The 20,633-nt window shown below is 65.2% G+C and carries 26 protein-coding genes; 17 read left to right on the top strand and 9 right to left on the bottom strand.

Annotation, left to right across the window (positions count from 1 at the left end; all coding sequences use genetic code 11):
• Positions 1–18 precede the first annotated feature (18 nt).
• From V8J55_RS15625 to V8J55_RS15615, 3 genes are all read right to left on the bottom strand, one after another.
• The gene (locus V8J55_RS15625) at positions 19–768 is read right to left on the bottom strand and encodes a hypothetical protein (protein WP_336446514.1); all 750 of its coding nucleotides are present in this window, start codon (positions 766–768) and stop codon (positions 19–21) included.
• A gap of 131 nt (positions 769–899) precedes the next feature.
• Positions 900–1,457 carry a GNAT family N-acetyltransferase gene (locus tag V8J55_RS15620; RefSeq protein WP_336446513.1) on the bottom strand — a complete coding sequence of 186 codons (558 nt, stop codon included), beginning with the start codon at positions 1,455–1,457 and terminating at the stop codon, positions 900–902.
• A gap of 161 nt (positions 1,458–1,618) precedes the next feature.
• A complete protein-coding gene (locus V8J55_RS15615; protein WP_336446512.1) occupies positions 1,619–2,008 on the bottom strand; it encodes a glycine zipper 2TM domain-containing protein in 390 nt (129 codons plus the stop codon).
• Positions 2,009–2,100: 92 nt separating this feature from the next.
• On the opposite strand from V8J55_RS15615, the gene V8J55_RS15610 reads away from it, so the two are divergent.
• On the top strand, positions 2,101–2,412 hold the full coding sequence (locus V8J55_RS15610) for a hypothetical protein (RefSeq protein WP_443030828.1): 312 nt from the start codon (positions 2,101–2,103) through the stop codon (positions 2,410–2,412).
• Between the two features lie 20 nt (positions 2,413–2,432).
• On the top strand, positions 2,433–3,350 hold the full coding sequence (gene rarD, locus V8J55_RS15605) for an EamA family transporter RarD (protein ID WP_336446511.1): 918 nt from the start codon (positions 2,433–2,435) through the stop codon (positions 3,348–3,350).
• Between the two features lie 77 nt (positions 3,351–3,427).
• Here the strand turns inward: rarD and pyrC are convergent, their stop codons facing one another.
• Positions 3,428–4,450 carry a dihydroorotase gene (gene pyrC, locus V8J55_RS15600; protein ID WP_336446510.1) on the bottom strand — a complete coding sequence of 341 codons (1,023 nt, stop codon included), beginning with the start codon at positions 4,448–4,450 and terminating at the stop codon, positions 3,428–3,430.
• Between the two features lie 57 nt (positions 4,451–4,507).
• Between pyrC and ygfZ the strand changes: the two genes are divergently transcribed.
• From ygfZ to V8J55_RS15580, 4 genes are all read left to right on the top strand, one after another.
• Positions 4,508–5,233: a CAF17-like 4Fe-4S cluster assembly/insertion protein YgfZ gene (gene ygfZ / locus V8J55_RS15595; protein ID WP_336446509.1), complete on the top strand. Its 726-nt coding sequence runs from the start codon at positions 4,508–4,510 to the stop codon at positions 5,231–5,233.
• 32 nt (positions 5,234–5,265) lie between these two features.
• Complete coding sequence (locus V8J55_RS15590; RefSeq protein WP_336446508.1) at positions 5,266–5,886, top strand: hypothetical protein; 621 nt, start codon at positions 5,266–5,268, stop codon at positions 5,884–5,886.
• A 36-nt stretch (positions 5,887–5,922) separates the two neighbouring features.
• A complete protein-coding gene (locus tag V8J55_RS15585) occupies positions 5,923–6,483 on the top strand; it encodes a retropepsin-like aspartic protease family protein (protein ID WP_336446507.1) in 561 nt (186 codons plus the stop codon).
• Between the two features lie 101 nt (positions 6,484–6,584).
• The gene (locus V8J55_RS15580; protein WP_336446506.1) at positions 6,585–7,256 is read left to right on the top strand and encodes an MBL fold metallo-hydrolase; all 672 of its coding nucleotides are present in this window, start codon (positions 6,585–6,587) and stop codon (positions 7,254–7,256) included.
• 96 nt (positions 7,257–7,352) lie between these two features.
• Here V8J55_RS15580 and V8J55_RS15575 read toward each other — a convergent pair whose 3' ends face one another.
• The gene (locus V8J55_RS15575) at positions 7,353–7,793 is read right to left on the bottom strand and encodes an MAPEG family protein (RefSeq protein ID WP_336446505.1); all 441 of its coding nucleotides are present in this window, start codon (positions 7,791–7,793) and stop codon (positions 7,353–7,355) included.
• 317 nt (positions 7,794–8,110) lie between these two features.
• Here V8J55_RS15575 and rpmF point away from each other — a divergent pair, with 317 nt between their 5' ends.
• The 5 genes from rpmF (at position 8,111) to V8J55_RS15550 (ending at position 11,168) form a co-directional block, all read left to right on the top strand.
• Positions 8,111–8,290, top strand: coding sequence for a 50S ribosomal protein L32 (rpmF, locus tag V8J55_RS15570; protein WP_011541714.1), 180 nt, complete (start codon positions 8,111–8,113; stop codon positions 8,288–8,290).
• 22 nt (positions 8,291–8,312) lie between these two features.
• On the top strand, positions 8,313–9,347 hold the full coding sequence (plsX, locus tag V8J55_RS15565) for a phosphate acyltransferase PlsX (protein ID WP_336446504.1): 1,035 nt from the start codon (positions 8,313–8,315) through the stop codon (positions 9,345–9,347).
• The gene (locus tag V8J55_RS15560) at positions 9,344–10,309 is read left to right on the top strand and encodes a beta-ketoacyl-ACP synthase III (RefSeq protein ID WP_336446503.1); all 966 of its coding nucleotides are present in this window, start codon (positions 9,344–9,346) and stop codon (positions 10,307–10,309) included. Before plsX ends, V8J55_RS15560 begins: the two co-directional genes overlap by 4 nt.
• A 152-nt stretch (positions 10,310–10,461) precedes the next feature.
• Positions 10,462–10,755 (top strand): integration host factor subunit alpha, encoded by a 294-nt coding sequence (locus tag V8J55_RS15555; protein ID WP_336446502.1) that lies wholly within the window; start codon positions 10,462–10,464, stop codon positions 10,753–10,755.
• Positions 10,756–10,769: 14 nt separating this feature from the next.
• A complete protein-coding gene (locus V8J55_RS15550; RefSeq protein WP_336446501.1) occupies positions 10,770–11,168 on the top strand; it encodes a MerR family transcriptional regulator in 399 nt (132 codons plus the stop codon).
• Positions 11,169–11,171: 3 nt separating this feature from the next.
• Here V8J55_RS15550 and V8J55_RS15545 read toward each other — a convergent pair whose 3' ends face one another.
• Positions 11,172–11,723 (bottom strand): SixA phosphatase family protein, encoded by a 552-nt coding sequence (locus V8J55_RS15545; protein WP_336446500.1) that lies wholly within the window; start codon positions 11,721–11,723, stop codon positions 11,172–11,174.
• Positions 11,724–11,780: 57 nt separating this feature from the next.
• Positions 11,781–14,516, bottom strand: a complete 2,736-nt coding sequence (locus V8J55_RS15540; protein WP_336446499.1) for an ATP-dependent DNA helicase — start codon at positions 14,514–14,516, stop codon at positions 11,781–11,783.
• A gap of 122 nt (positions 14,517–14,638) precedes the next feature.
• Between V8J55_RS15540 and V8J55_RS15535 the strand changes: the two genes are divergently transcribed.
• Positions 14,639–15,073, top strand: coding sequence for a hypothetical protein (locus V8J55_RS15535; RefSeq protein WP_336446498.1), 435 nt, complete (start codon positions 14,639–14,641; stop codon positions 15,071–15,073).
• A gap of 18 nt (positions 15,074–15,091) precedes the next feature.
• Here V8J55_RS15535 and V8J55_RS15530 read toward each other — a convergent pair whose 3' ends face one another.
• Entirely contained in the window at positions 15,092–15,460 is a 369-nt protein-coding gene (locus V8J55_RS15530) for a PilZ domain-containing protein (RefSeq protein WP_336446497.1), read from the bottom strand.
• Between the two features lie 100 nt (positions 15,461–15,560).
• Here V8J55_RS15530 and V8J55_RS15525 point away from each other — a divergent pair, with 100 nt between their 5' ends.
• The 5 genes from V8J55_RS15525 (at position 15,561) to V8J55_RS15505 (ending at position 19,557) form a co-directional block, all read left to right on the top strand.
• Positions 15,561–15,971 carry a response regulator transcription factor gene (locus tag V8J55_RS15525; protein ID WP_336446496.1) on the top strand — a complete coding sequence of 137 codons (411 nt, stop codon included), beginning with the start codon at positions 15,561–15,563 and terminating at the stop codon, positions 15,969–15,971.
• A gap of 99 nt (positions 15,972–16,070) precedes the next feature.
• Positions 16,071–16,607: a DUF4199 domain-containing protein gene (locus tag V8J55_RS15520; protein WP_336446495.1), complete on the top strand. Its 537-nt coding sequence runs from the start codon at positions 16,071–16,073 to the stop codon at positions 16,605–16,607.
• 261 nt (positions 16,608–16,868) lie between these two features.
• Positions 16,869–18,470 (top strand): lysine--tRNA ligase, encoded by a 1,602-nt coding sequence (locus V8J55_RS15515; RefSeq protein ID WP_336446494.1) that lies wholly within the window; start codon positions 16,869–16,871, stop codon positions 18,468–18,470.
• Positions 18,471–18,574: 104 nt separating this feature from the next.
• Positions 18,575–19,069: a DUF3291 domain-containing protein gene (locus V8J55_RS15510; protein WP_336446493.1), complete on the top strand. Its 495-nt coding sequence runs from the start codon at positions 18,575–18,577 to the stop codon at positions 19,067–19,069.
• A 5-nt stretch (positions 19,070–19,074) separates the two neighbouring features.
• Positions 19,075–19,557 (top strand): asparaginase domain-containing protein, encoded by a 483-nt coding sequence (locus tag V8J55_RS15505; protein WP_443030834.1) that lies wholly within the window; start codon positions 19,075–19,077, stop codon positions 19,555–19,557.
• Here the strand turns inward: V8J55_RS15505 and V8J55_RS15500 are convergent, their stop codons facing one another.
• Entirely contained in the window at positions 19,558–20,589 is a 1,032-nt protein-coding gene (locus tag V8J55_RS15500) for a fatty acid desaturase family protein (protein ID WP_336446491.1), read from the bottom strand. It lies immediately after the preceding gene.
• Positions 20,590–20,633: the final 44 nt, after the last annotated feature.

Genomic DNA, 20,633 nt, shown 5'->3' with positions numbered 1-20,633 from the left:
GGTGTAGCGTAACGTGGCTTATTTGCCGCCCGACGCCACCAGATCGACGTCGGTCATCGCGCCGTCGCGGCGCATCATCAGCACATAGGCGAGATCACCCTTGGTACCGCCGAGCATATGCTCGTTGCCGTTGACGCGGTGGTCGCTGGTGTAGCCGGCGCGGATCGCCACCGTGTGATAATAATCGAGCACCGCCTGCATCGACGCCGCCGTCTGGAAATTGACGACGCGGATGTTGCACTTACCGCCGGCGATCCCCGCGGCTTCGCGCAGCGTCGCGCGCGGATAGACCTTGAACGCGGCGGGAAGGCGATCGGCCCAGGCGTTGCCGTACGTCAGCTTGGCGTCGCAGCTGCCCTTTTGCTGGTCGCGCGCGAGCGCGCCGATCGTGACGGGGCGCTGCTTGGCTTCGCAGCCGTCGCATCCGGCCTCGAAGGGTAGAGCCTTCGGCGCGGCGAGCAATTTGCCGGCAGCCAGTGCCGCGGCGGCTTCGGCGGCGGTCGCGGCCTTGCCACCCGCAACGCCAGGAACGCCGCCGTTGACGGGCTTGTTGCCCGGACCGAGCGCGTTGCGGTTCGATTGGCCCGCCAGTTTGGGGTCGACCATGATCTTGTCTTCGAGCGAGCCCTTGATCGCCGGGTCGGCGTCGGTCAGCCCGTCGTCGAGCGGCGCGAGGTCGGCCTTGGCTTGGGGATTGTCCCGGCACCCGGCGAGCGGCGCCGCGGCCATCAGCAAGCCGGTCACCAGCCATTTTCCGCGCAACATCATCGCTAACACTCCCTTAATCCTGTGCTTGGGAATGCCCTATTCTGGTCAAAAAGGCCCAAATAAAATGCGTTAACGGGCGGGGCTTTGTTAGCCGAAAACTGTCTCGGAGCGAGACGCTTTTGCGCTTTCGCTCACGCTCCGGGCAGAAACTCCTTGCGCTTCACGCGCCACGCATCGGCGCTTTGCGTCCATGCATCGACCGGCGCATCCTGAAAAGGCGCGGGCAGACGGGTCGGGCCGCTGTTCGTCGCGCCGAGCCGTTTCGCGAGCGCCTGCGAGCGCGTGTTCGCGGGGTCGATGCTGTGCATCAATTCGGGCCATTTCAGGAATTCGACCGCGAAATCGCAGGCGGCGACGCTGCCTTCGAGCGCATAGCCCTTACCCGCGAATTTGGCGCGCACGCCATAGCCGATCTCGGGGGCGGGCCAGCCCTCGGGCTCCCACGGGCCGAGACGTCCGACCCATTCGCCGGTCGCGCGCTCGATCACCGAGAACATCGAAAAGCCGCGGATATGCCAGGCACCGGCGAGCGTGCACCACATGCGCCACGCCTGCGAGCGCGGGCAGGTGCCGCCGATGAAGCGCATCGTCTCTTCCTCGGCGCACATTTCGGCGAAGCCGTCGAAATCCTCGGTCGCGGGTGGGCGCAGGATCAGCCGCTCGGTGACGAGCAGGGGGCCATTCAACATAATCTCTCTCCCGCAGCAGTGGCCGATGCTTCTGCGGCAAGAGGGTGGTTTGGGCAAGCGGATACGCTTGAGGACGCCGGTGGTGAAACCGGCGTCCTCGCCATCAGCGTGCGTGAGCGGAGGGGTCCAAACTCACACGCGAGACGGTTTGCGTTTTTGCCTTAGCGGCAACGATATTTGTCGCGGTCGATCTCACGGCCGAGCAGCGCGCCACCCGCGGCGCCGAGCACGGTGCCGAGCAGCTTGTCGCCGCCGCCTGCGATTTCGTGGCCCGCGAGACCGCCGACCGCGCCACCGATCAGCAGGCCGGTTGTGCCATTATCCTTCTTGCAGCGATAACGGCCGTCATTGTCGCGCCAGATGCGCGTGTCCGAACTGACGCGCTCGTCATGGTAATGGCGCTTTTTGCGCTTGTGAAAGCTGCTCGACTGGTCGAGCTGATGGAAGCCTTCGGCCTTCGCAGGAGCCGCGACACCCGCATAGGCAGGCGCGGTCAGGGCGACACTGGCGGCAGCAAAAGCGCCCATCATGCCCTTGTTGAAATTACGCATAAAAAGTCCTTTCCTGGTCTCGGCGCCTCGTCCCGCTTGTACAGGACCGGGCGCTTCGATGGGGAAAACGAGCCGGGCTGCAAAGCCGTTGCATGAACCCAAGGCAACAAGATGAACCGACCGCTTCCATCGACGAACCGAAAGCCCTTGCCGCATCGGCGGCGGCATGCGACAATCCCGGCATGCTCAATATCGGATCGCTCGTCATTGGCGCTATCGCCTTGGTTCTGGCCGTTTTTGCGTTCATCCCGCTGCTCGGCTGGGCGAACTGGGTGATCATACCCTTCGCGGTCATCGGCTTGGCGCTTGGTGCGATGTCGGACAAGACGAGCGGGCGCAACCTGAACATCGTCGTCATCGTCATCGGCGTCATCCGCCTGATGCTCGGCGGCGGCATCATCTGATCCAGCCGGACTAGCCGACCATGAACCAGCCAGCGGCCCCCGCGGGGAGCAATCAGGGCGGCTTGCCCTACGCACTCGCCGCCTATGGCATCTGGGGCTTCGTCCCGCTCTTCTTCAAGCTGCTCAGCACGGTTCCACCGGTCGAGGTGCTGGCACAGCGGATCATCTGGTCGCTGCCGCTGTGTTTTGTGATCATGCTCTTTCGCCGCCAGATCGGCGAATATCTGACCGCGCTGAAGGATTGGCGGACGCTGCGCTTGCTGCTCGCGAGTGCGCTGCTGATCGCGGTCAACTGGCTTGTCTATATCTACTCGATCTTCACCGACCATGTGCTCGCGGCCAGCCTTGGCTATTATCTCAACCCGCTCGTCAATGTGATGCTGGGGATGATCTTCCTCGGCGAACGTCTGTCGCGGCTGCAACTGGTGGCGGTGGTCATCGCGGGCGTGGGGGTGGCGATCCTTCTCGCGGGCGCACTCGATACCTTGTGGATCAGCCTGACGCTCGCGTTCTCGTTCGGCATCTATGGCCTCATCCGCAAGGTTGTGCCCGTGGGGTCGCTCCCTGGGTTGGCGGTCGAGACGACCGTGCTTCTCCTGCCGTCGATCGGGGTTGCAGCCTGGTATCTGTGGGTCGGCGACGGCCGCGGCTTTGGCTCGGAGCAATCGATCAGCCTGCTGCTGATGGCGGGAGGCATCGTCACCGCGGTGCCGCTGCTGCTCTTCGCCACCGCGGCGCGGCGGATGAGCTATGCGGCGCTCGGCTTCGTCCAGTATCTCGCACCAACGGTGCAGTTCCTGCTCAGCCTGTTCGTGTTCGGCGAACCGCTGAAGCCCGTGCAGCTCGCCTGCTTCCTGCTGATCTGGGTCAGCATCGCGGTGTTCAGCTTCGACATGCTGCGCAAGATGCGCGCTGAGCGGATGTTGCCCGCCGCTTAGACTTCCTCGTCATGCCGGACTTGATCCGGCATCCACCGCGGCGCTGAGGTCGGATCAAGTCCGGGGTGACGAAAATACTAAACCAGCCGCCAGCCGAGCGTTTCGCCGGCATGGAAGGGGACGACTTCGCCGATCTTGTCTGGAACGACGGTTTCTCCGCGTTCGAGCGTCACCGTGCCGGTGTTGAGCGGCAGACCATAGAAATTCGGGCCATGCTCGCTGGCGAAGCCTTCGAACCTGCCCAGCGCGCCTTCCTCGTCGAACACCTGGATATAGGATTCAAGCGCATAGGGGGCGTTGAAGATGCCCGCGCAGCCGCACGCGGCTTCCTTCGTGTGCACCGCATGCGGCGCGCTGTCGGTTCCAAGGAAGAATTTCGGCGAGCCCGATACCGCGGCGGCGCGAACGGCAAGCCGATGCTGCTCGCGCTTGGCGACGGGCAGGCAATAAGCGTGGGGCCGGATGCCGCCGACGAGCATCGCGTTGCGGTTGGTGTGGAGATGCTGCGGCGTGATCGTCGCGGCGACATTGGCGGGGGCAGCCGTCACAAAATCGACCGCTTCCAACGTCGTGATATGTTCGAACACGATTTTCAGTCCCGGCAGGTCGCGGACAAGTCCCTTGAGCGTGCGCTCGATGAACACCGCCTCGCGGTCGAAGATGTCGACGTCATGGTCGGTGACCTCGCCGTGGATGAGCAGCGGCATGCCGATGTCGGCCATCCGCTCGAGCACCGGCATGATCTTCGCGACGTCGGTGACGCCATGCGCGCTGCCGGTGGTCGCGTGCGCGGGATAGAGTTTCGCCGCGGTGAAAACCCCCTCGGCATGGCCGCGCGCCATCTCGTCGGGGCTGCTGTGATCGGTGAGATAAGCGACGATCAGCGGGGTGAAGTCGAGCCCGGCGGGCACGGCGGCGTTGATCCGCTCGCGATAGGCGGCGCCTTCCTCGGCGGTGGTCACCGGCGGCGACAGGTTCGGCATGATGATCGCGCGCGCGAACTGGCGCGCGGTGTATTGCGCGACATGATCCAGCATCGCGCCATCGCGCAGATGGACATGCCAGTCGTCAGGGCGGCGGATCGTCAGGCGGTCGGTCATGGTCGGACTCGTCAACTTGTGGCTTGGTTTTGGCTGGGGCGTCCCTAGATTATCGCCATGACCAATACCACCCTCAACGACCGCGCCCTCATCCGTCTGTCGGGGGAGGATGTTCGCGGCTTCCTTCAGGGGCTGGTGACCAACGACACCTCGGGCAATCTGCCGGTGTGGGCGGCGCTGCTGACCGCGCAAGGCAAGGCGCTGTTCGATTTCCTGATCTGGGGCGACGAAGGCGACGTGCTGATCGATTGCGAGCGCGAGGCGGCCGAAGCGCTGGCGAAGCGCCTGACGCTCTATCGGCTGCGCCGTGAGATCACCATTGCGGCCGAACCCGATCTCGCGGTCCATTGGGCGCCGCAGGGCGACCTCGGCGTCGTCGACCCGCGCCTTCCCGAACTCGGCCAGCGCTGGCTTGCCCCCGCCGGAGAAGGCGAGGGCGCCGACGCTGCCTGGCGTGCGCATCGCCTTGCGCTCGGCGTCACTGAGGGACGCGCCGAATTGGGGGATGGCACGACCTTGTGGCTCGAATGCAATGCCATCGACCTGAACGGCGTCAGCTTCACCAAGGGCTGCTATGTCGGACAGGAAAACACCGCGCGGATGAACTGGCGGCAAAAGGTCAACCGGCGGCTGGTCGTCGTCCCGATCGCCGAGGCCGACGAAAAGCGGCAGGTCATCGCCTATCCCGACCTCGGCTGGTCGGTCGAGCACCGGCGGGTGGAGAATATCGAAGCGGCCGCCGCACCCGCGTGGCTCCGCGAGGGGCTTGCCGCGGGTTCATGACAGATGCAGCCTTTGCTGCTAGAGTGTCGGGCATGCGCGCTATGCTGATTTCGTCGGCGCTCGCCGCCGCTTTCGCCCTGTCGGCTCCCGTCGTTGCGGCGCCGACATCCTTGCTGCCGACCGAACCGGAGGCGGCGCAACCCTCTTCCAGACTCGCGCCGCTCGCGCCGGATTCCGTGTGGACGCCGCGCTTTACAGCTGCGGCGGACGAATTGGCGATGGCGCTACGCTCGCGCGATGAGGCCCAATGGGGGCCTTTACTCGGGGGGCGGTGGCTGTCCGCCGCGGATCGCGTGCGCGTCAAGAATCTGCTCGGCGACCGGAACGGCCCGTTCCTTCACGCGCTCTTCTCAAAAGACTTTACCCACCGCGCGATCCTCGGCTGGAGCGCCCCCGCGTCGCTGAGCGCGGACGAACGCGCGGCGATCGAGGGAGGTCAGGAGGCGGAGGCGCTGGTCTGCTGGTCGGCGCGCAGCGACGGCGCGGGGTCATGGCCGGCGACCGCGGTCGAGGCCGATAATCGGCCGGGGCGATCCTATGCCTGCGCGCGGATCGCTTATAGCATTCGTGGCGGAATTCCGGCCTGGCGTGCGTTCATCGAACAAGGCGAAGGCGGTGCTCTTGCCACTGCCGCCCCGCGCGAGCCCGCTTAACCAATCTCCAACCCTCTTTTGCGACAAGAGGGGCCAATGATCGGGCGATTTCTTACGTTGGCCGCCGGGATTGCGGTGGTGTCGATCGGCATGGCGGGCATCGCCGGCCGCTCGACAAGCATGGCCGATGCGCAGGGCCCTGCCGATAGCAGCAGCGATGACAACGGAAACTGGACGACCCAGCGTAGCAAGGGCGGCACATGGTCTTCGGCATCGAGTCCCAAATCCTCGGGCGGAACGGTGCGCCTCGATCGGTCAGGCGACTCGCATTTCTATGCTGACACCGAAGTCGATGGCACGAATATCCGGATGATGGTGGACAGCGGCGCATCGATTGTCGCGCTGACGCGTGACGACGCCGAATCCATCGGCATCGACGTCGATAGCCTGCCCATCAGCGGCACCGCGCGCACCGCGGGCGGCGATGTCCCGATGCGAACGGTCATGCTCGACAGCGTCGAGGTCGACGGGATCGAGGTGGGGCAGGTGCAGGCGGCGGTGGTCGATGCCGATATGGGCGTGTCGCTGCTCGGGCAGAGCTTCCTCTCGAAACTCGCCGCGGTGAACGTCGAAGGCGACACGATGACGCTGCGCTGAGGCAGCTCAGGGGTGGTTAGCTGCCGGCGACGACTGGTATCGGCCGTCAGCGGTCGCTCCCGCTCTTGCCATTTCCGGCGTATTTCCCCACATCGGCCGCCATGAACGCTCCCAATCCTCCGATGCGCGCGGCGATCGTGCCCGTCACCGCTTTCCAGCAGAATTGCACCCTCCTGTGGTGCACCGAGACAAACAAGGCGGCCTTCGTCGATCCCGGCGGCGATCTCGACAAGCTCAAGGACGCTGTCCGGCAGACTGGCGTCGAGGTCGAGAAGCTCCTCGTCACCCACGGCCATATGGACCATTGCGGACAGGCGGGGATGCTCGCGAAGGAACTCGGCGTGCCGATCGAGGGGCCGCACGAGGACGACCGCTTCTGGATCGATGCCTTCGCCGAGGACGGCGCGCGTTTCGGCATGGTTGGCGAATCGTTCGAGCCTGATCGCTGGCTCGTCGACGGCGACACGGTGACCGTTGGCAATCTCACCATCGACGTCATCCATTGCCCGGGGCACACGCCGGGCCATGTCGTGTTCCACCACGCGCCGTCGAAGCTCGCGATCGTCGGCGATGTGATCTTTCAGGGATCGATCGGCCGCACCGACTTTCCGCGCGGCAATCACCAGCAATTGCTCGATTCGATCACGCAGAAGCTGTGGCCGCTCGGCGGCGACACGACCTTTCTGCCGGGGCATGGCGCGCACAGCAATTTCGCCCACGAACGGCGGACCAATCCGTTCGTTAGCGATATGGCGCTGGGGGCGGCGGGTTAGTTCCCCTCCCGCTTGCGGGAGGGGCTAGGGGAGGGCATGTTTTGGCCCTCGGCTAGCCCCTCCCCCGATCCCTCCCGCAAGCGGGAGGGGAGAAGATCACTCCGGCGCCGCTACCGCCGTTTCCTCGATCTCGGTCGTCGTGATACTCGTCGGCGTCAGATAGACGATCGCGAGCGCGCCGATCGCGAGGCCGAGCTGCGTCAGCATCGTAATGATCGTGCCGACCATCCGGCCCCACATCATCCCGTCCATTCCGATCGCGTGCAGGATGCGCCCGACAAGATAGAGCGCGCCAACGCCCCAGAGCCAGAGCGAGGAGCCAAGGCCGAGTTCGATGAGCGCGAGCAGGATCAGCACGAACGCCGTGTTTTCGACGAAATTGCTGTGCGCGCGCATGCGCCGCGTCAGCAGGTCGTTGCCGCCATCGCCGATGAAGACCTTTTCCTTCGTGCGGACGCGGCCGACGCGCACCGCAAGCCACAGGTTGAGCAGCGCCGCCCCGGCGGCAATCGTCAGGCTGATCGGCAAGATTATCATCTGGTTTCCCCCTTATGGACCGGCGCGTTTCGCTTGCCGGCAGCGGGCAGGGTGTGACATCCCCCGGCCGGGGCGGCAAGCCTGCACGGCGATGGACGCAATGGGCTTGCCTTTGCGGGCAAAAACGCTATAGCCGCGCCCGATCCGGCACCCGACACCATCTGGCGTTGAGGCACCCTCCGGCGGAAGACTTTTCCTGGCTCACATGGCCGGGAACGGGCTTCGGCGTGGCGGGCGGGCCAGTCATTTCCGGCGACGGCGGTGACAAATCCGGGTAGCCGATTCGTGACACACACTTTAAGAATGCAGGAAATATCATGGCCGTTCCCAAGCGAAAAACCTCGCCCTCGAAGCGCGGCATGCGTCGCAGCCACGACAGCCTGAAGGTTGAAGCCTTTCAGGAATGCCCGAACTGCGGCGAGCTGAAGCGCCCGCACAATCTTTGCAACGCCTGCGGCCATTATAACGGCCGTGAAGTGGTGTCGGTCGGCGCATAAGCATTAGCCGGAGGGCGTCCTGATGGCACTGACACCGCGAATCGCAATCGATGCGATGGGCGGTGACGTCGGCGTGCGCATGATGCTCGCCGGCGCCGCGATGGCGCGCCACAAGCACGACGGCCTCCGCTTCATCCTCGTCGGCGACGAGGTGCAGATCAAGGCGGCGCTTGAAAATCACCCCAATCTGCGTGCGGCGTCGGATATCATCCACACCGACGGCGTGGTGTCGGGTTCGGACAAGCCGAGCCAGGCGCTGCGCAAGGCAAAAAGCACCTCGATGGGGCTCGCGATCGACGCGGTGAAGCGCGGCGATGCCGGCGGCGCCGTGTCCGCGGGCAACACCGGCGCGCTGATGGCGATGGCGAAGCTCGCGCTGCGCACGATGCCGGGCATCGACCGGCCCGCGCTCGCGGCCTTGCTGCCGACGCTCGGCGACAATGACGTCGTGATGCTCGACCTTGGCGCCAACACCGATTGCGACGCCAACAACCTGATCCAGTTCGCCGTCATGGGCGCGGCCTATGCGCGCACCGCGATGGGTCTGGAAAAGCCGCGCGTCGCGCTACTCAACATCGGCACCGAGGAGCTGAAGGGTACCGATGAGATTCGCGATGCCGCGACGCGGCTGCGCTCGGCGCATGGCTTGCCGATGGAATTCACCGGCTTCATCGAGGGCGACAAATTGTCGCGCGGCAATGTCGACGTGATCGTGCACGACGGTTTTTCGGGCAATATTGCGCTGAAGACGATCGAGGGGACGGCGCGTTTCGTCACCGACCTCTTGCGCCGCGCCTTCACCAGCTCGACGCGCTCGAAGATCGGCTTTCTGATCTCGCGCCCCGCGACCGAGCTGCTCAAGCATCATCTCGATCCCAACAACCATAATGGCGCGGTGTTCCTTGGCCTCAACGGCGTGGTGCTCAAAAGCCATGGCAGCGCCGATGCCAAGGGGGTCGCCAATTGCGTCCACCTCTGCGCCGAACTGATCGAGAAGGATATCACGCGTCAGGTGACCGAAGATCTCGCGAATTTCCGTAGCGGCGCCGCAGCATGACGCTCCGCGCCATATTGGCCGGCACCGGGTCGGCCCTGCCGCGCACGCGGGTCTCGAACGCCGAACTCGCCGAGCGCGTTGACACCAGCGACGAATGGATCGTCGAACGCACGGGCATCCGTTTCCGCCATATCGCCGAACCCGACGAGACGACGGCAACGCTCGCCGCCGCTGCGGCAAAGCAGGCGCTGGCGGCCGCGGGGCTTGAGCCCGCCGACATCGGCCTGATCATCGTTGCCACCGCGACCCCCGACAATACATTCCCCGCCAGCGCCACCAAGGTGCAGGCGCTGCTCGGCATCCCCGATTGCATCGCGTTTGACGTCGCGGCGGTCTGTTCGGGCTTCCTTTATGCCGTGTCGGTCGCCGACTCGATGCTCCGCACCGGCGCCACAAAGCATGCGCTGGTGATCGGTTCGGAAACCTTCAGCCGCATCCTCGACTGGGAAGATCGCACGACCTGCGTTCTCTTCGGCGACGGCGCGGGCGCGGTCATACTGTCGGCCAAGGATGTCGACGACGACCGGGGCATCCTCGCGACGCGCCTCCATGCGGAGGGAAAATACGCAGATATGCTCTATGTCGACGGCGGGCCGTCGACGACGGGGACGGTCGGCCACGTCCGGATGCAGGGCCGCGAAGTCTTCCGCCACGCCGTCACCAACCTCGCCTCGGTGCTCGCCGAGGTGATGGCCGACGTCGGCCTGTCGGCCGAGTCGATCGACTGGGTCGTGCCGCATCAGGCGAATAAGCGGATCATTGACGCAACCGCCAAAAAGCTGGGTTTGCCGCCCGAACGCGTCGTGCTGACCGTCGACCAGCACGCCAATACGTCGGCGGCCTCGGTGCCGCTCGCGCTCGACCTCGCGGTGCGCGACGGGCGCATCAAGCGCGGCGACCTGGTGGTGCTCGAAGCAATGGGCGGCGGCTTCACCTGGGGCGCCGCGGTTCTGCGCGTCTGACGCTTCGCTCCGGCGCGTCAACTTCTCGCTCCATCCGTTTCAGTTTGGCGGATTAATTCGCATTTGTTACATATGCGTACAGGGACTCGTGACGGTGGGGGCTGTCAGAGAACCCATCGTGCATTTTCGCTTCAGAGGGGGAAGGGATCAACATGACCGCAGGGACTCTTACGCGGGCCGACATTGCGACGCGGATCAACCAGCAGATCGGGCTGTCGCGCAATGAATCGGCCGCAATCGTCGAATCGATTCTCGATCATATGTCCGACGCGCTCGCGGTCGGTCAGAATGTGAAAATCTCGGGTTTCGGCACCTTCGTCCTCCGCGACAAGGCGGAGCGGATCGGCCGCAACCCCAAGACCGGCATCGAAGTGCCGATCCTGCCGCGGCGTGTGATGACCTTTCGCGCCAGCCAGACGATGCGAGCCCGCGTTGCCGGCAAATAGACCGCACCTGACCCATGTCGGGTTTTGAGATGACCGACGATGGCGGCAAGGCGTCCGGCGCAATGCTCGCCATCGGCGAACTGGCGGTGCGCATCGGCGTTCCGACGCATGTGCTTCGCTATTGGGAAACGCGTTTCCCGCAGCTGAAGCCGCTCCAGCGCTCGGGCCGCCGCCGCTACTACCGCGCCGAGGACGTCGCGCTTGCCGAGCGCATCCACCATCTGCTGCATGTCCAGGGCTTTACCGTCGAAGGCGCGCGCAAGGCGCTGTCCGAGCCGGGTGCCGCACCGACGGCGCGCGCACCGTTGACCCGCGAGGCGCTCGACAGCGCCGCGCCGATGCGCGTGGTGAAGGGAATTCCGGTCGAGGCGCTGGTCGCGCTCCGCCAGCGGCTCGCCGCGGCGATAGGCTAGGTTTCAGTCATTATCCATCGCCGGCGCGAGCGCCGGGTCGAGATCGCGCGGGCGGATGAAGCCCACGAACCGCGCGCTGTTCGTATCGAGATCGTGCCAGTTGCCGATGTCGAGTTCGAGCCGCGCCAGCGCCGACGTCGGCAGCTTTTCCTCGACCTTTGCGCGCAGGTCATCGTCCGCCGATTCGGGGACGAGCATCAGGATCAGATCCTCGAGCCCCGGATTATGTCCCGAAATCAGCAGATGTTCGGAATCCTTGCCGGTGTCGCGGATCACGTCGATCAGCGTCGCGGCCGACGCAAGATAGATGCGCCGGTCCCAGTGCGGCTCGAGTGTGTCGAGGTCTGCGGCGGGCTGGAAGATATCGAGCGTTTCGGTCACGCGCACCGCGGGCGAGGCAATGATGCGGTCGACGGGCAGCTTCTGGCGTTTCAGCCATTGTCCGATCAGTTCGGCGCCGCGCGCCCCGCGTTTGTTGATCGGGCGGTCGAAATCGCGCTCGACCTGCACGTCCCAACCCGATTTGGCATGGCGCAGGATGGTCAAAGTCTTCAAAATCTCTCCCCGCGCTCCCACGCTCTTGTCCTCGTTCGCGGGCCTTGTGCCGGAAACTTATGACGGTGAAAAGGCTGGAAAGGCGGTTTTTCTGCGCTCGACATTCGCCGCGGCGACATGGTTGACCGCTTCGTCGAGCGGCAGGCGGCGGATCGGGGTGCCTTCGGGAAAGGCGCTGAGCAGGCGCGACGGGAAGCTGGGTGAGAGCATCACGAACTGACCGAAATCGTCGGCGCGGCGGATCAGTCGCCCGAACGCCTGCCCGATGCGCGCACGGATGACCATGTCGTCATAGGCGCTGCCGCCCTGCGCCGCGCGCCTTGCCGCGTGGAGGATCGTCGGGCGCGGCCAGGGCACCCCCTCCATCACGACGAGCCGCAGCGAATCGCCGGGAACGTCGACCCCGTCGCGCAAGGCATCGGTGCCGAGCAGCGAGGCGTGCGGGTCGGCGCGGAAAATGTCGACGAGCGTCCCGGTGTCGAGCGGATCGACATGCTGTGCGAACAGCGGCAGCCCCGCGCGCGCCAGCCGGTCGGCGATACGCGAATGGACGATGCGCAGCCGGCGGATCGCGCTGAACAGCCCCAGTGCGCCGCCACCCGACGCCTCGATCAGGCGGCTGTATGCGCCCGCCAGCGCGGGCAGGTCGCCGCGCGGAATGTCGGTGACGATCAGCACTTCAGACTGGCGCGCATAGTCGAACGGGCTGGGGACCGCGAAATGCTGTACGCCGCCGTCCATGTGACGCGCGCCGGTGCGGATATCGGCGTCGGTCCAGCCGCCGCGCCCGTGCCCGCCGTTGCGCAGCGTCGCCGAGGTGACAAGCACACCCTGCGCCGGGCGGTACACGACGTCGGCGATGGGCTTTGCCGGATCAAGCCAGTGGCGGTGCAGCCCGCAGTCGAACTCGCGCCCGTCGTACCGATCGACCGCCAGCCAGTCGACGAAATCGGGATCGGCGGGGCCGCCGACGCGCCCGAGCAGCGAGAGCCAGCCGCCAAGCGTGTCGATTCGCGTGCCGAGGCTATGCCGCGCGCCGTCGACCCTTGCCCGGGCTTGCCCGTCGAGCCAGTCGGGTGGATCCTCGATCAACGCCTCGAGCCGCTTGCCGAGCGCCATCAGTGGGCGGAGCAACGCCTCGACCGCGTCGCTCGCCGCCGCGGCTGCGGTCACCAGCTCGGAATCGGGATCGGCGAGCTCGGTTTCGAGCCCATAGCCCGCGTCGGCGGTGCGCGTGTCGACCGCGCGCGCATAAACCTGTCCGCGCACCGCGACGAGCAGCCGCTCGATCGCGCCCCACGGGTCGTTTTCGGATAGTCGGCCGAGCCAGCCGTCGCCGGGCAGTTCGGCGGCTGCGGCGATCGCGGCCTGGATCGCGCGGTCGCCGGCCTCGTCATAGCTCGCGACATCGGCGAGCCGCGCCGCGAGCCCGCGCCGCCGCCCGCGCGACTTACCCTCGGGGCCCAGCACCCAGCGGCGGATTTCGACCGCTTCCTGCCCCGTCAGCGCCGCGGCGAACATGCTGTCGGCGGCGTCCCACAGATGATGGCCCTCATCGAAGATCAGCCGCGTCGCGGGCGCGCCGCCGTCGCGCGGCCGCGCCGCCTGCACCATCGTCAGCGCATGGTTGGCGATGACGATCTCGGCCTGCGTCGCGGCGCGCGCCGAATGCTCGATGAAGCATTTGCGGAAATGCGGGCAGCCCGCATAGATGCACTCGCCGCGCCGGTCGGTGAGCGCCGTCGTGCCGTTGCGGCGGAACAGGGCGGGGAGCCACCCGGGCAAATCGCCGCCGACCATGTCGCCGTCGCGCGTATACGCGGCCCAGCGCGCCACAAGCTGCGCGAGGATCGCGGCGCGCCCCGAAAAGCCGCCCTGCAACGCGTCTTCCAGATTGAGCAGGCAGAGGTAATTCTCGCGCCCCTTGCGCACCACGACCTTTTCGCGGTGCGTCGCGGCGTCGGGGTAGAGGCGCTCGGTCTCGCGCGACAATTGGCGCTGCAGCGCCTTGGTGAAGGTTGAGATGCAGACGGCGCCCGCCGACTGGTCGATCCATTGTTTCGCCGGCGCGAGATAGCCGAGCGTCTTGCCGATGCCCGTCCCCGCCTCGGCAACGAGCATCTGCGGCGCATCCTTGCGATCGCGCGGGGCAAAGATTGCGGCGGTCGCGCGCGCATAATCCTGCTGCCCGGGCCGCCGCTCGGCGCCGTCGCCGGTCAGCCGGTCGAGCCGCGCCGACACATCGTCCGCATTGATCGTCACCTGTCGCGGCGCGCCGCGCGGGGACTCCTCCTCCCACTCGGGCAGGCGCGCGAACAGCCAGCGTTCGTTTGCGTCGGGCTGCGACAGCCGCGGCTGGACTAGCGGCGACCATGACCAGCGCTGGCGGGATAGCGCCTGCACGCCGTGCCACGCGCCCTCGCGCTCGGGCCAGTCGGAGTCGTCGATGCTGCCGAGCATCGCCGCGGCGGCTTTCGACAGGAAAGCGGCGATATCCTCTTCGCCTTTCGGCGGCGTCAGGCCGATCGCGGCGGCGATCCCTGCGGGGGTCGGCACAGCAAAGCGCGCGGGATAGAGGAAAGCGAACAGCTCGAGCAGGTCGAGGCCGGACAATTCGGGATAGCCGAGACGGTCGCCGGTCAGCGTCGCGTTGAGCAGCAAATGCGGCGTCGCCGCGACCGCGGCAATCGCTTCACCGCGCCCCACACGCTGGACGCGGCCATGCGTGTCGGCGATCCAGATGCCGATATGGCTCGCATGAATCGCGGGCAGGGTAAGCGGGTCGGGAGCCATCGCCCCACGCTAGGGACAAAAGGCGAACGCGGCAAGGCGATCCGGTCGATCGCCAGCTTTCCTCTTGCGGTTGTGGGGAGGTTCGGCGACGCTGGACCCAACCATATGAAAGGACAGACCGGATGAGCGAAGAGGCGGCGATCGGTGCGGTGATCGACGAGATGTACGCGATGATCTCGGGCCCCAAGGGGCCGCGCGACTGGTCGCGACAGACGAATTGCTTTCATCCCGACGCACGGCAGATCCGGACGTCGATCGATGCCGACGGCCGCGCGACGTTCCGCAGCATGGGACTCGAAGATTATGCGCGCGACACTACGCCTTTCTTCGCCGCAAATGATTTTTTCGAGATCGAGATCGGGCGGCGGGTCGATGTCCTGGGCAATATCGCCCATGCCTGGAGCGCCTATGAAGCACGCGCTGCGCTGGACGACGCAGAGCCCGAACGACGCGGGATCAATTCGATTCAGCTGTTCAAGGATCCGGATCTTGGCTGGCGGATCATGGCGATGATCTGGGACAATGAGCGCACGGGCGTGGTGATCGCGCCCTTCTGACGCTTGGCTCCCTGATGTTTAACTTAGCCCGCGGCGCCCAAACGTCGAAGGGCGGCTGCCCATGAATATCTGCGCGGGCTGAACCATCGAAGCCGTCCGCGCGCGTTTCAGGGCGTTGTAGAGCGGGCCGTGCGTGAGCTCGTAGGGGAAGCGCACGCCCATACGGTCGAATTCCGACCACATCACCACCGCATAGGTAACCTCGCCGCCATAGTGAATTTCGCAGCGCGAGCGCGCGGGCATGCTCGCCCCGTCGATGCGCGCGCCGCCTTCGGACAAGTCGGTGATCCGGCCGTCGATGAAGTTGAGGACGCCGTTGATCGTGACCTCGATCGATACCTGGGTGCGCTTGTGGCCGCGGGCGGCGGGGGTGCGAAAATTGTCCATGTCCGGGACGCTACGCCCACATGGTAAATTTTCCGGTAACGATGTTGGCTCGCGCCGGGACAATGTTGCAAGCGATCGCCGACAATGATCTACGCGGATCATGGTCCGTCCGATCATCCTCTATGGCATCGGTCTCGCCGCCGCGGCGTTCCTGCTCGAGTGGCTGAACTACAAACATGTCGTGCACCGCTGGTCGACCGAATTTTATATTGTCTGCGTCGCGGTCAATTGCGTTGCGCTCGGCATATGGGCCGGCAACCGGCTGACCGCGCGGCCGCGTCGGGCTTTTGCGCGCAACGACGCGGCGATCGCGGCGCTGGGGCTCAGCGCGCGCGAATGCGAGGTGCTGGAAATGCTGGCGGCAGGGCACGCCAACAAGGTGATCGCGCGCCAGCTCGATATCTCGCCGAACACGGTGAAGACGCATGTCGCGCGCGTTTATGAAAAGCTGGCGGTCGCCAGCCGCACGCAGGCGGTGCAAAAGGCGCGGACGCTCGACATCCTGCCGTAAAATCGGGCGACGGGCGTCAAATCACCCATTTGGGCGATAGATTTCGCCCGTTGTTCCGGTCCATCGCGCATGGCATTCATCAGATGGGGAGACAGGGTCATGGGCAGGATCATTGCGGTTTACGGCGCCGTCGCGGGCGTCATCGTCATTATCGGCATGTTTATCAGCATCACCTTCGTCGCCGATCATGGCACGATGGGCATGGTCGCGGGCTATCTGTCGATGCTCGTCGCGCTGCTTTTCGTGTTCATTGGCGTGAAGCGCTATCGCGACGTCAATCTGGGCGGCGTGATCACCTTCTGGAAGGCGCTCGGCGTCGGCCTCGGCATCGGGCTCGTCGCGTCGCTTTTCTACGTCTTTGGCTGGGAACTCTATATGTGGCAGACCGGTGGGACCTTCATGGCCGACTATATCGCGAAGAGTGTCGAGGATATGCGCGCCGCCGGCAAATCGGCGGCCGAGATCGCGAGATTTTCGGCCGAGATGGGGGCGCTGGCGGAGCAATATAAAAATCCGCTGTTCCGCATGGCGCTCACGCTGACCGAGATATTCCCGGTCGCGCTGCTGGTGTCGCTCGTGTCGGCCGCGCTGCTGCGCCGGAGCAGCTTCATGCCGGCGCTGCAATCGCGGGGCTGAATTTAGACGCGGCGGCACAGACCGGTATCGGCCGATATATCGGCTTTCCTACATTGCACCGGCATGCTTGATACTGTCCGATGCGATCGACAGCTGCCTCTCGCGATAAAGCGACAAAGGAGACAAAATGGATGTGCGCATGCGTATCCTTTGTCTCCTTAAGCCCGGAAGAGCCGAACGATGTTGGCGATTCACGAGTGAAGTTGCGCAGTTTTCCGTGTTCCTTTCCATCGGCGCTTCTTGTCGCTATGGGGCGCAGCTATGACTGACTTGCACCTTCACCCTTCGCTGCGCGAACCCGCGCAAACGTCCAAGGCCTGGCCGTTCGAGGAAGCGCGCAAGATCGTCAAACGCTATCCCGATGGCAAGCCCGGGGGCGAGGCGATCCTTTTCGAGACGGGCTATGGTCCGTCGGGTCTGCCGCATATCGGCACCTTCAACGAAGTGCTGCGCACGACGATGGTCCGCCGCGCCTATGAGGCGCTGACCGGCGGCGCGCCGACGCGGCTCGTCGCGTTCAGCGATGACCTGGATGGGCTGCGGAAGGTTCCCGACAATGTGCCGAACGGCGACATGCTGCGCGAATATCTGGGCAAGCCGCTCACCGCGATCCCCGATCCGTTCGGAAAGTATGAAAGTTTTGCGCATCATAACAATGCGATGCTGCGCGAGTTTCTCGACCGGTTCGGCTTCCAGTACGAGTTTGTGAGTTCGACCGAGAAGTATAAGTCGGGCGCGTTCGACGAGGCGTTGAAGAATGTCCTTCGCCACAATCAGGACATTCTCGACATCATGCTGCCGACGCTGCGTGCCGAGCGTGCCGCGACTTATTCGCCGATCCTGCCGGTCAGTCCCAAGTCGGGGATCGTGCTGCAGGTACCGGTGACCGTCGTCGATGCCGACGCGGGCCTCGTGTCGTTCGAGGATGAGGGCGAGACGATCACCCACTCGATCCTCGGCGGCGGTGCAAAGCTGCAGTGGAAGGTCGACTGGGCGATGCGCTGGGTCGCGCTTGGCGTTGATTACGAAATGTACGGCAAGGACCTGACCGACAGCGGCGTACAGTCGGGCAAGATCGCGAAGGCGCTTGGCGGGCGCAAGCCCGAGGGGCTGATCTACGAGATGTTCCTCGACGAAAAGGGCGAGAAGATTTCGAAGTCGAAGGGCAATGGCCTCAGCCTCGAGCAGTGGCTCGACTATGGCAGCGAGGAGAGCCTCGCCTTTTTCGCCTATCGCGAGCCCAAGGCGGCGAAGCAGCTCCACATCGGCGTGATCCCGAAGGCGGTCGACGAATATCTCCAGATGCGCGGCAATTATCCGTCGCAGGAGCCTGACAAGCGGCTCGGCAACCCCGCGCATCATGTCCATGTCGCGCGCGGCGAGGCGATTCCGGCGACCGAACTGCCCGTGACGTTCGGCTTGCTGCTCAACCTCGTCGGGGTGATGGGCGCCGACGCGTCGAAGGATCAGATCTGGCGCTACCTCGGCCAATATGTCGACGGCGCGAATGCGACGACCTATCCCGAGCTCGACCGGCTGATCGACAACGCCATGGCGTATAACCGCGACTATGTCGCGCCGACGCTGAAGCGCCGCAAGCCGCAGGGCGGCGAGGGTGCGGCGCTGAAGGAACTCGACGGCGAACTCGCGGCGCTCCCCGCCGACGCCTCGGCCGACGATATTCAGAACATCGTGTATGCGATCGGCAAGAACGAGGCCTATGGTTTTGAAAACCTGCGCGATTGGTTCAAGGCGCTCTACGAGACTTTGCTCGGGTCGAGCGCGGGCCCGCGCATGGGCAGCTTCATCGCGCTGTTCGGGATCGACAACACGCGGCGACTGATCGCCGAGGCGCTTGCATAAAATTCCGTTCGCATCGAGCGAAGTCGAGATGCCCCTCGACCTTGCTCGATGCCGATGGGTGTCTCGACTTCGCTCGACACGAGCGGGAATTAGGGAGTGGTTTCATGCCTGTAGTGCCTGCTTTCCAACTCGCGCAGATCAATATCGGCCGTTTCCGCCTGCCGCCCGAGCATGTCGCGAACCGCGATTTCATGGACGCGCTCGATCATGTGAACGCGGTGGCCGAGGCCGCCGACGGCTTCGTCTGGCGGCTGACCGGCGAGGGTAACAACGCGACCGATGTGCCGGTGACCGACGACCCGCACTTGATCGCGAACATGTCGGTGTGGCGCGATATTGATGCACTCGCGGCCTATGTCTATCGCACCCCCGATCATCTGACGGTGATGAAGCGGCGCAAGGAATGGTTCGACCATATGGCGGTCTATCAGGCTTTGTGGTGGGTTCCCGCGGGGCATCGCCCGAGTGTTGCGGAGGGCATGGCGCGGATCGCGATGCTCGAAACGAATGGGCCGACGGCGGAGGCTTTCACTTTCAAGCAGCCCTTCGCCGCGCCCGACGGCACTCCGGCGCTGCCGATCCAGGATGAGTGCGCATGAGCGACGTGATCGATATCTTCACGACCGGCGGGACGATCGACAAAGTCTATTTCGACGCGCTTTCGGAATTCCAGATCGGCCCCGCGGCGATCCCCGACATGCTGCGCGAAAACAACGTCCACGTCCCGCACCGCGTCACGCAACTGATGCGCAAGGACAGCCTCGAACTCGACGATGCCGACCGCGAGGCGATCCGCGCCGCGGTCACCGCGAGCGATGCCTCGCGCATCCTCGTCACCCACGGCACCGACACGATGGTCGTCACCGGGCGTGTGCTCGCAGGAATCGCGGGCAAGACGATCGTGATGACCGGCGCGATGCAGCCGGCGTCGGTGCGCGCGAGCGATGCCGAATTCAACGTCGGCTTCGCGCTTGCGGCGGCGCAGACGCTGCCGCCCGGGGTCTATGTCGCGATGAACGGGATGATCTTCGACCCCGAAAAGACGGTCAAGGACCGCGCCGGCGCGCGTTTCGTGCAGGAGGGCTGATCAGCCTTTTGCGGTGACCTGCCGCAGCACCGCGGCATAATTTGGCGCGATCGTCATCTCCGCGTGCCGTCCGGCGCGGCCGAGTGCCGCGTGTACCTCCGGCAGCCGGTAGCAGGGCACACCCATGAACAGGTGATGCTCGGCGTGATAATTCACCCAATATGGAGCAACCGTCGCGCGCGCCAACCAGCCGGCGTGGGTGGTGCGCGCGTGGGTGAAAGGATCGTCGCTGCCCGTCGTCGTGCAGGCATGTTCGGCGATGTTGCGAATACGCAGATAGAGCTGAAAGGTCGTCGCGAGCCCGGCGAGCCAGAGCAGGTACGGCGTCCAGCCATAGAGCGCGAGCGACGCCGCGAGCAGCACCGCCTGCACGATCAGGAAACGCCCGACCGCGCGCGCTACCGCCATCGCGCCCGCGACGTCGATCGTCGGTGACGTCATGCCGTCGTCGGACTGCTTGTTGAACGGCGTCCCGGCCTTGGTGCTCGCGCCGCTTTTCTGCCCCTGTTCGCCGCGCAGCATCGCTTTCAAGCCGACGAAGGCGAATCCGAATTGCGCCATGCGCTGTTTGAAGAAGGTCTGGCCCGTCATGTCGCGCAGTATCTTGCGCCACAGGCTGGCGCGCGTGGTGGGGAAGGGTTTCGACAGCGACAGGTCGGGGTCTTCGGGCTGCTGGGTGAACTTATGATGCTGGAGATGATAGGTGCGATAGGCGATCAGGTCCGATCCGACCGCCGCGCCGGTCAGCCATTGGCCAAGGAAATTGTTGATTTTCCGGTTCGGATGGAGCGCGCCATGCGCCGCGTCGTGCATCAGGATCGCGAGCCCGAGCTGGCGTCCGCCGACGAAGATGACCGCCAGCAGCCACCCCAGCGGGTTTTGCGACCAGGCGGCAAGGCCGACAAGCGCGATGCTGACGATCCACGCGTGCGCGACGAGCCAGATCCCGCGCCATGACGAGGCACGCGTGATCGCCGACCATTCGGCACGGTCGAAAAAGCGGTCGGGCGGGAACAGGCGAACAGCAGGCATGGCTCGACTATAACAAGTTGCGATCCGAAACGTAACCCCTTCCG

It is taken from the genome of Sphingopyxis sp. CCNWLW2 (genome assembly GCF_037095755.1).
GTDB lineage: Bacteria > Pseudomonadota > Alphaproteobacteria > Sphingomonadales > Sphingomonadaceae > Sphingopyxis.
This window is presented reverse-complemented; position numbering and strand designations above follow the sequence as displayed.

What these genes read in the sequence shown, in the direction of transcription:
- V8J55_RS15625 (WP_336446514.1), bottom strand. Translation starts at nt 768, where the DNA reads ATGATGTTGCGCGGAAAATGGCTGGTGACCGGCTTGCTGATGGCCGCG.
- V8J55_RS15620 (WP_336446513.1), bottom strand. Translation starts at nt 1,457, where the DNA reads ATGTTGAATGGCCCCCTGCTCGTCACCGAGCGGCTGATCCTGCGCCCA.
- V8J55_RS15615 (WP_336446512.1), bottom strand. Translation starts at nt 2,008, where the DNA reads ATGCGTAATTTCAACAAGGGCATGATGGGCGCTTTTGCTGCCGCCAGT.
- V8J55_RS15610 (WP_443030828.1), top strand. Translation starts at nt 2,101, where the DNA reads ATGAACCCAAGGCAACAAGATGAACCGACCGCTTCCATCGACGAACCG.
- rarD (WP_336446511.1), top strand. Translation starts at nt 2,433, where the DNA reads ATGAACCAGCCAGCGGCCCCCGCGGGGAGCAATCAGGGCGGCTTGCCC.
- pyrC (WP_336446510.1), bottom strand. Translation starts at nt 4,450, where the DNA reads ATGACCGACCGCCTGACGATCCGCCGCCCTGACGACTGGCATGTCCAT.
- ygfZ (WP_336446509.1), top strand. Translation starts at nt 4,508, where the DNA reads ATGACCAATACCACCCTCAACGACCGCGCCCTCATCCGTCTGTCGGGG.
- V8J55_RS15590 (WP_336446508.1), top strand. Translation starts at nt 5,266, where the DNA reads ATGCGCGCTATGCTGATTTCGTCGGCGCTCGCCGCCGCTTTCGCCCTG.
- V8J55_RS15585 (WP_336446507.1), top strand. Translation starts at nt 5,923, where the DNA reads ATGATCGGGCGATTTCTTACGTTGGCCGCCGGGATTGCGGTGGTGTCG.
- V8J55_RS15580 (WP_336446506.1), top strand. Translation starts at nt 6,585, where the DNA reads ATGAACGCTCCCAATCCTCCGATGCGCGCGGCGATCGTGCCCGTCACC.
- V8J55_RS15575 (WP_336446505.1), bottom strand. Translation starts at nt 7,793, where the DNA reads ATGATAATCTTGCCGATCAGCCTGACGATTGCCGCCGGGGCGGCGCTG.
- rpmF (WP_011541714.1), top strand. Translation starts at nt 8,111, where the DNA reads ATGGCCGTTCCCAAGCGAAAAACCTCGCCCTCGAAGCGCGGCATGCGT.
- plsX (WP_336446504.1), top strand. Translation starts at nt 8,313, where the DNA reads ATGGCACTGACACCGCGAATCGCAATCGATGCGATGGGCGGTGACGTC.
- V8J55_RS15560 (WP_336446503.1), top strand. Translation starts at nt 9,344, where the DNA reads ATGACGCTCCGCGCCATATTGGCCGGCACCGGGTCGGCCCTGCCGCGC.
- V8J55_RS15555 (WP_336446502.1), top strand. Translation starts at nt 10,462, where the DNA reads ATGACCGCAGGGACTCTTACGCGGGCCGACATTGCGACGCGGATCAAC.
- V8J55_RS15550 (WP_336446501.1), top strand. Translation starts at nt 10,770, where the DNA reads ATGTCGGGTTTTGAGATGACCGACGATGGCGGCAAGGCGTCCGGCGCA.
- V8J55_RS15540 (WP_336446499.1), bottom strand. Translation starts at nt 14,516, where the DNA reads ATGGCTCCCGACCCGCTTACCCTGCCCGCGATTCATGCGAGCCATATC.
- V8J55_RS15535 (WP_336446498.1), top strand. Translation starts at nt 14,639, where the DNA reads ATGAGCGAAGAGGCGGCGATCGGTGCGGTGATCGACGAGATGTACGCG.
- V8J55_RS15530 (WP_336446497.1), bottom strand. Translation starts at nt 15,460, where the DNA reads ATGGACAATTTTCGCACCCCCGCCGCCCGCGGCCACAAGCGCACCCAG.
- V8J55_RS15525 (WP_336446496.1), top strand. Translation starts at nt 15,561, where the DNA reads ATGGTCCGTCCGATCATCCTCTATGGCATCGGTCTCGCCGCCGCGGCG.
- V8J55_RS15520 (WP_336446495.1), top strand. Translation starts at nt 16,071, where the DNA reads ATGGGCAGGATCATTGCGGTTTACGGCGCCGTCGCGGGCGTCATCGTC.
- V8J55_RS15515 (WP_336446494.1), top strand. Translation starts at nt 16,869, where the DNA reads ATGACTGACTTGCACCTTCACCCTTCGCTGCGCGAACCCGCGCAAACG.
- V8J55_RS15510 (WP_336446493.1), top strand. Translation starts at nt 18,575, where the DNA reads ATGCCTGTAGTGCCTGCTTTCCAACTCGCGCAGATCAATATCGGCCGT.
- V8J55_RS15500 (WP_336446491.1), bottom strand. Translation starts at nt 20,589, where the DNA reads ATGCCTGCTGTTCGCCTGTTCCCGCCCGACCGCTTTTTCGACCGTGCC.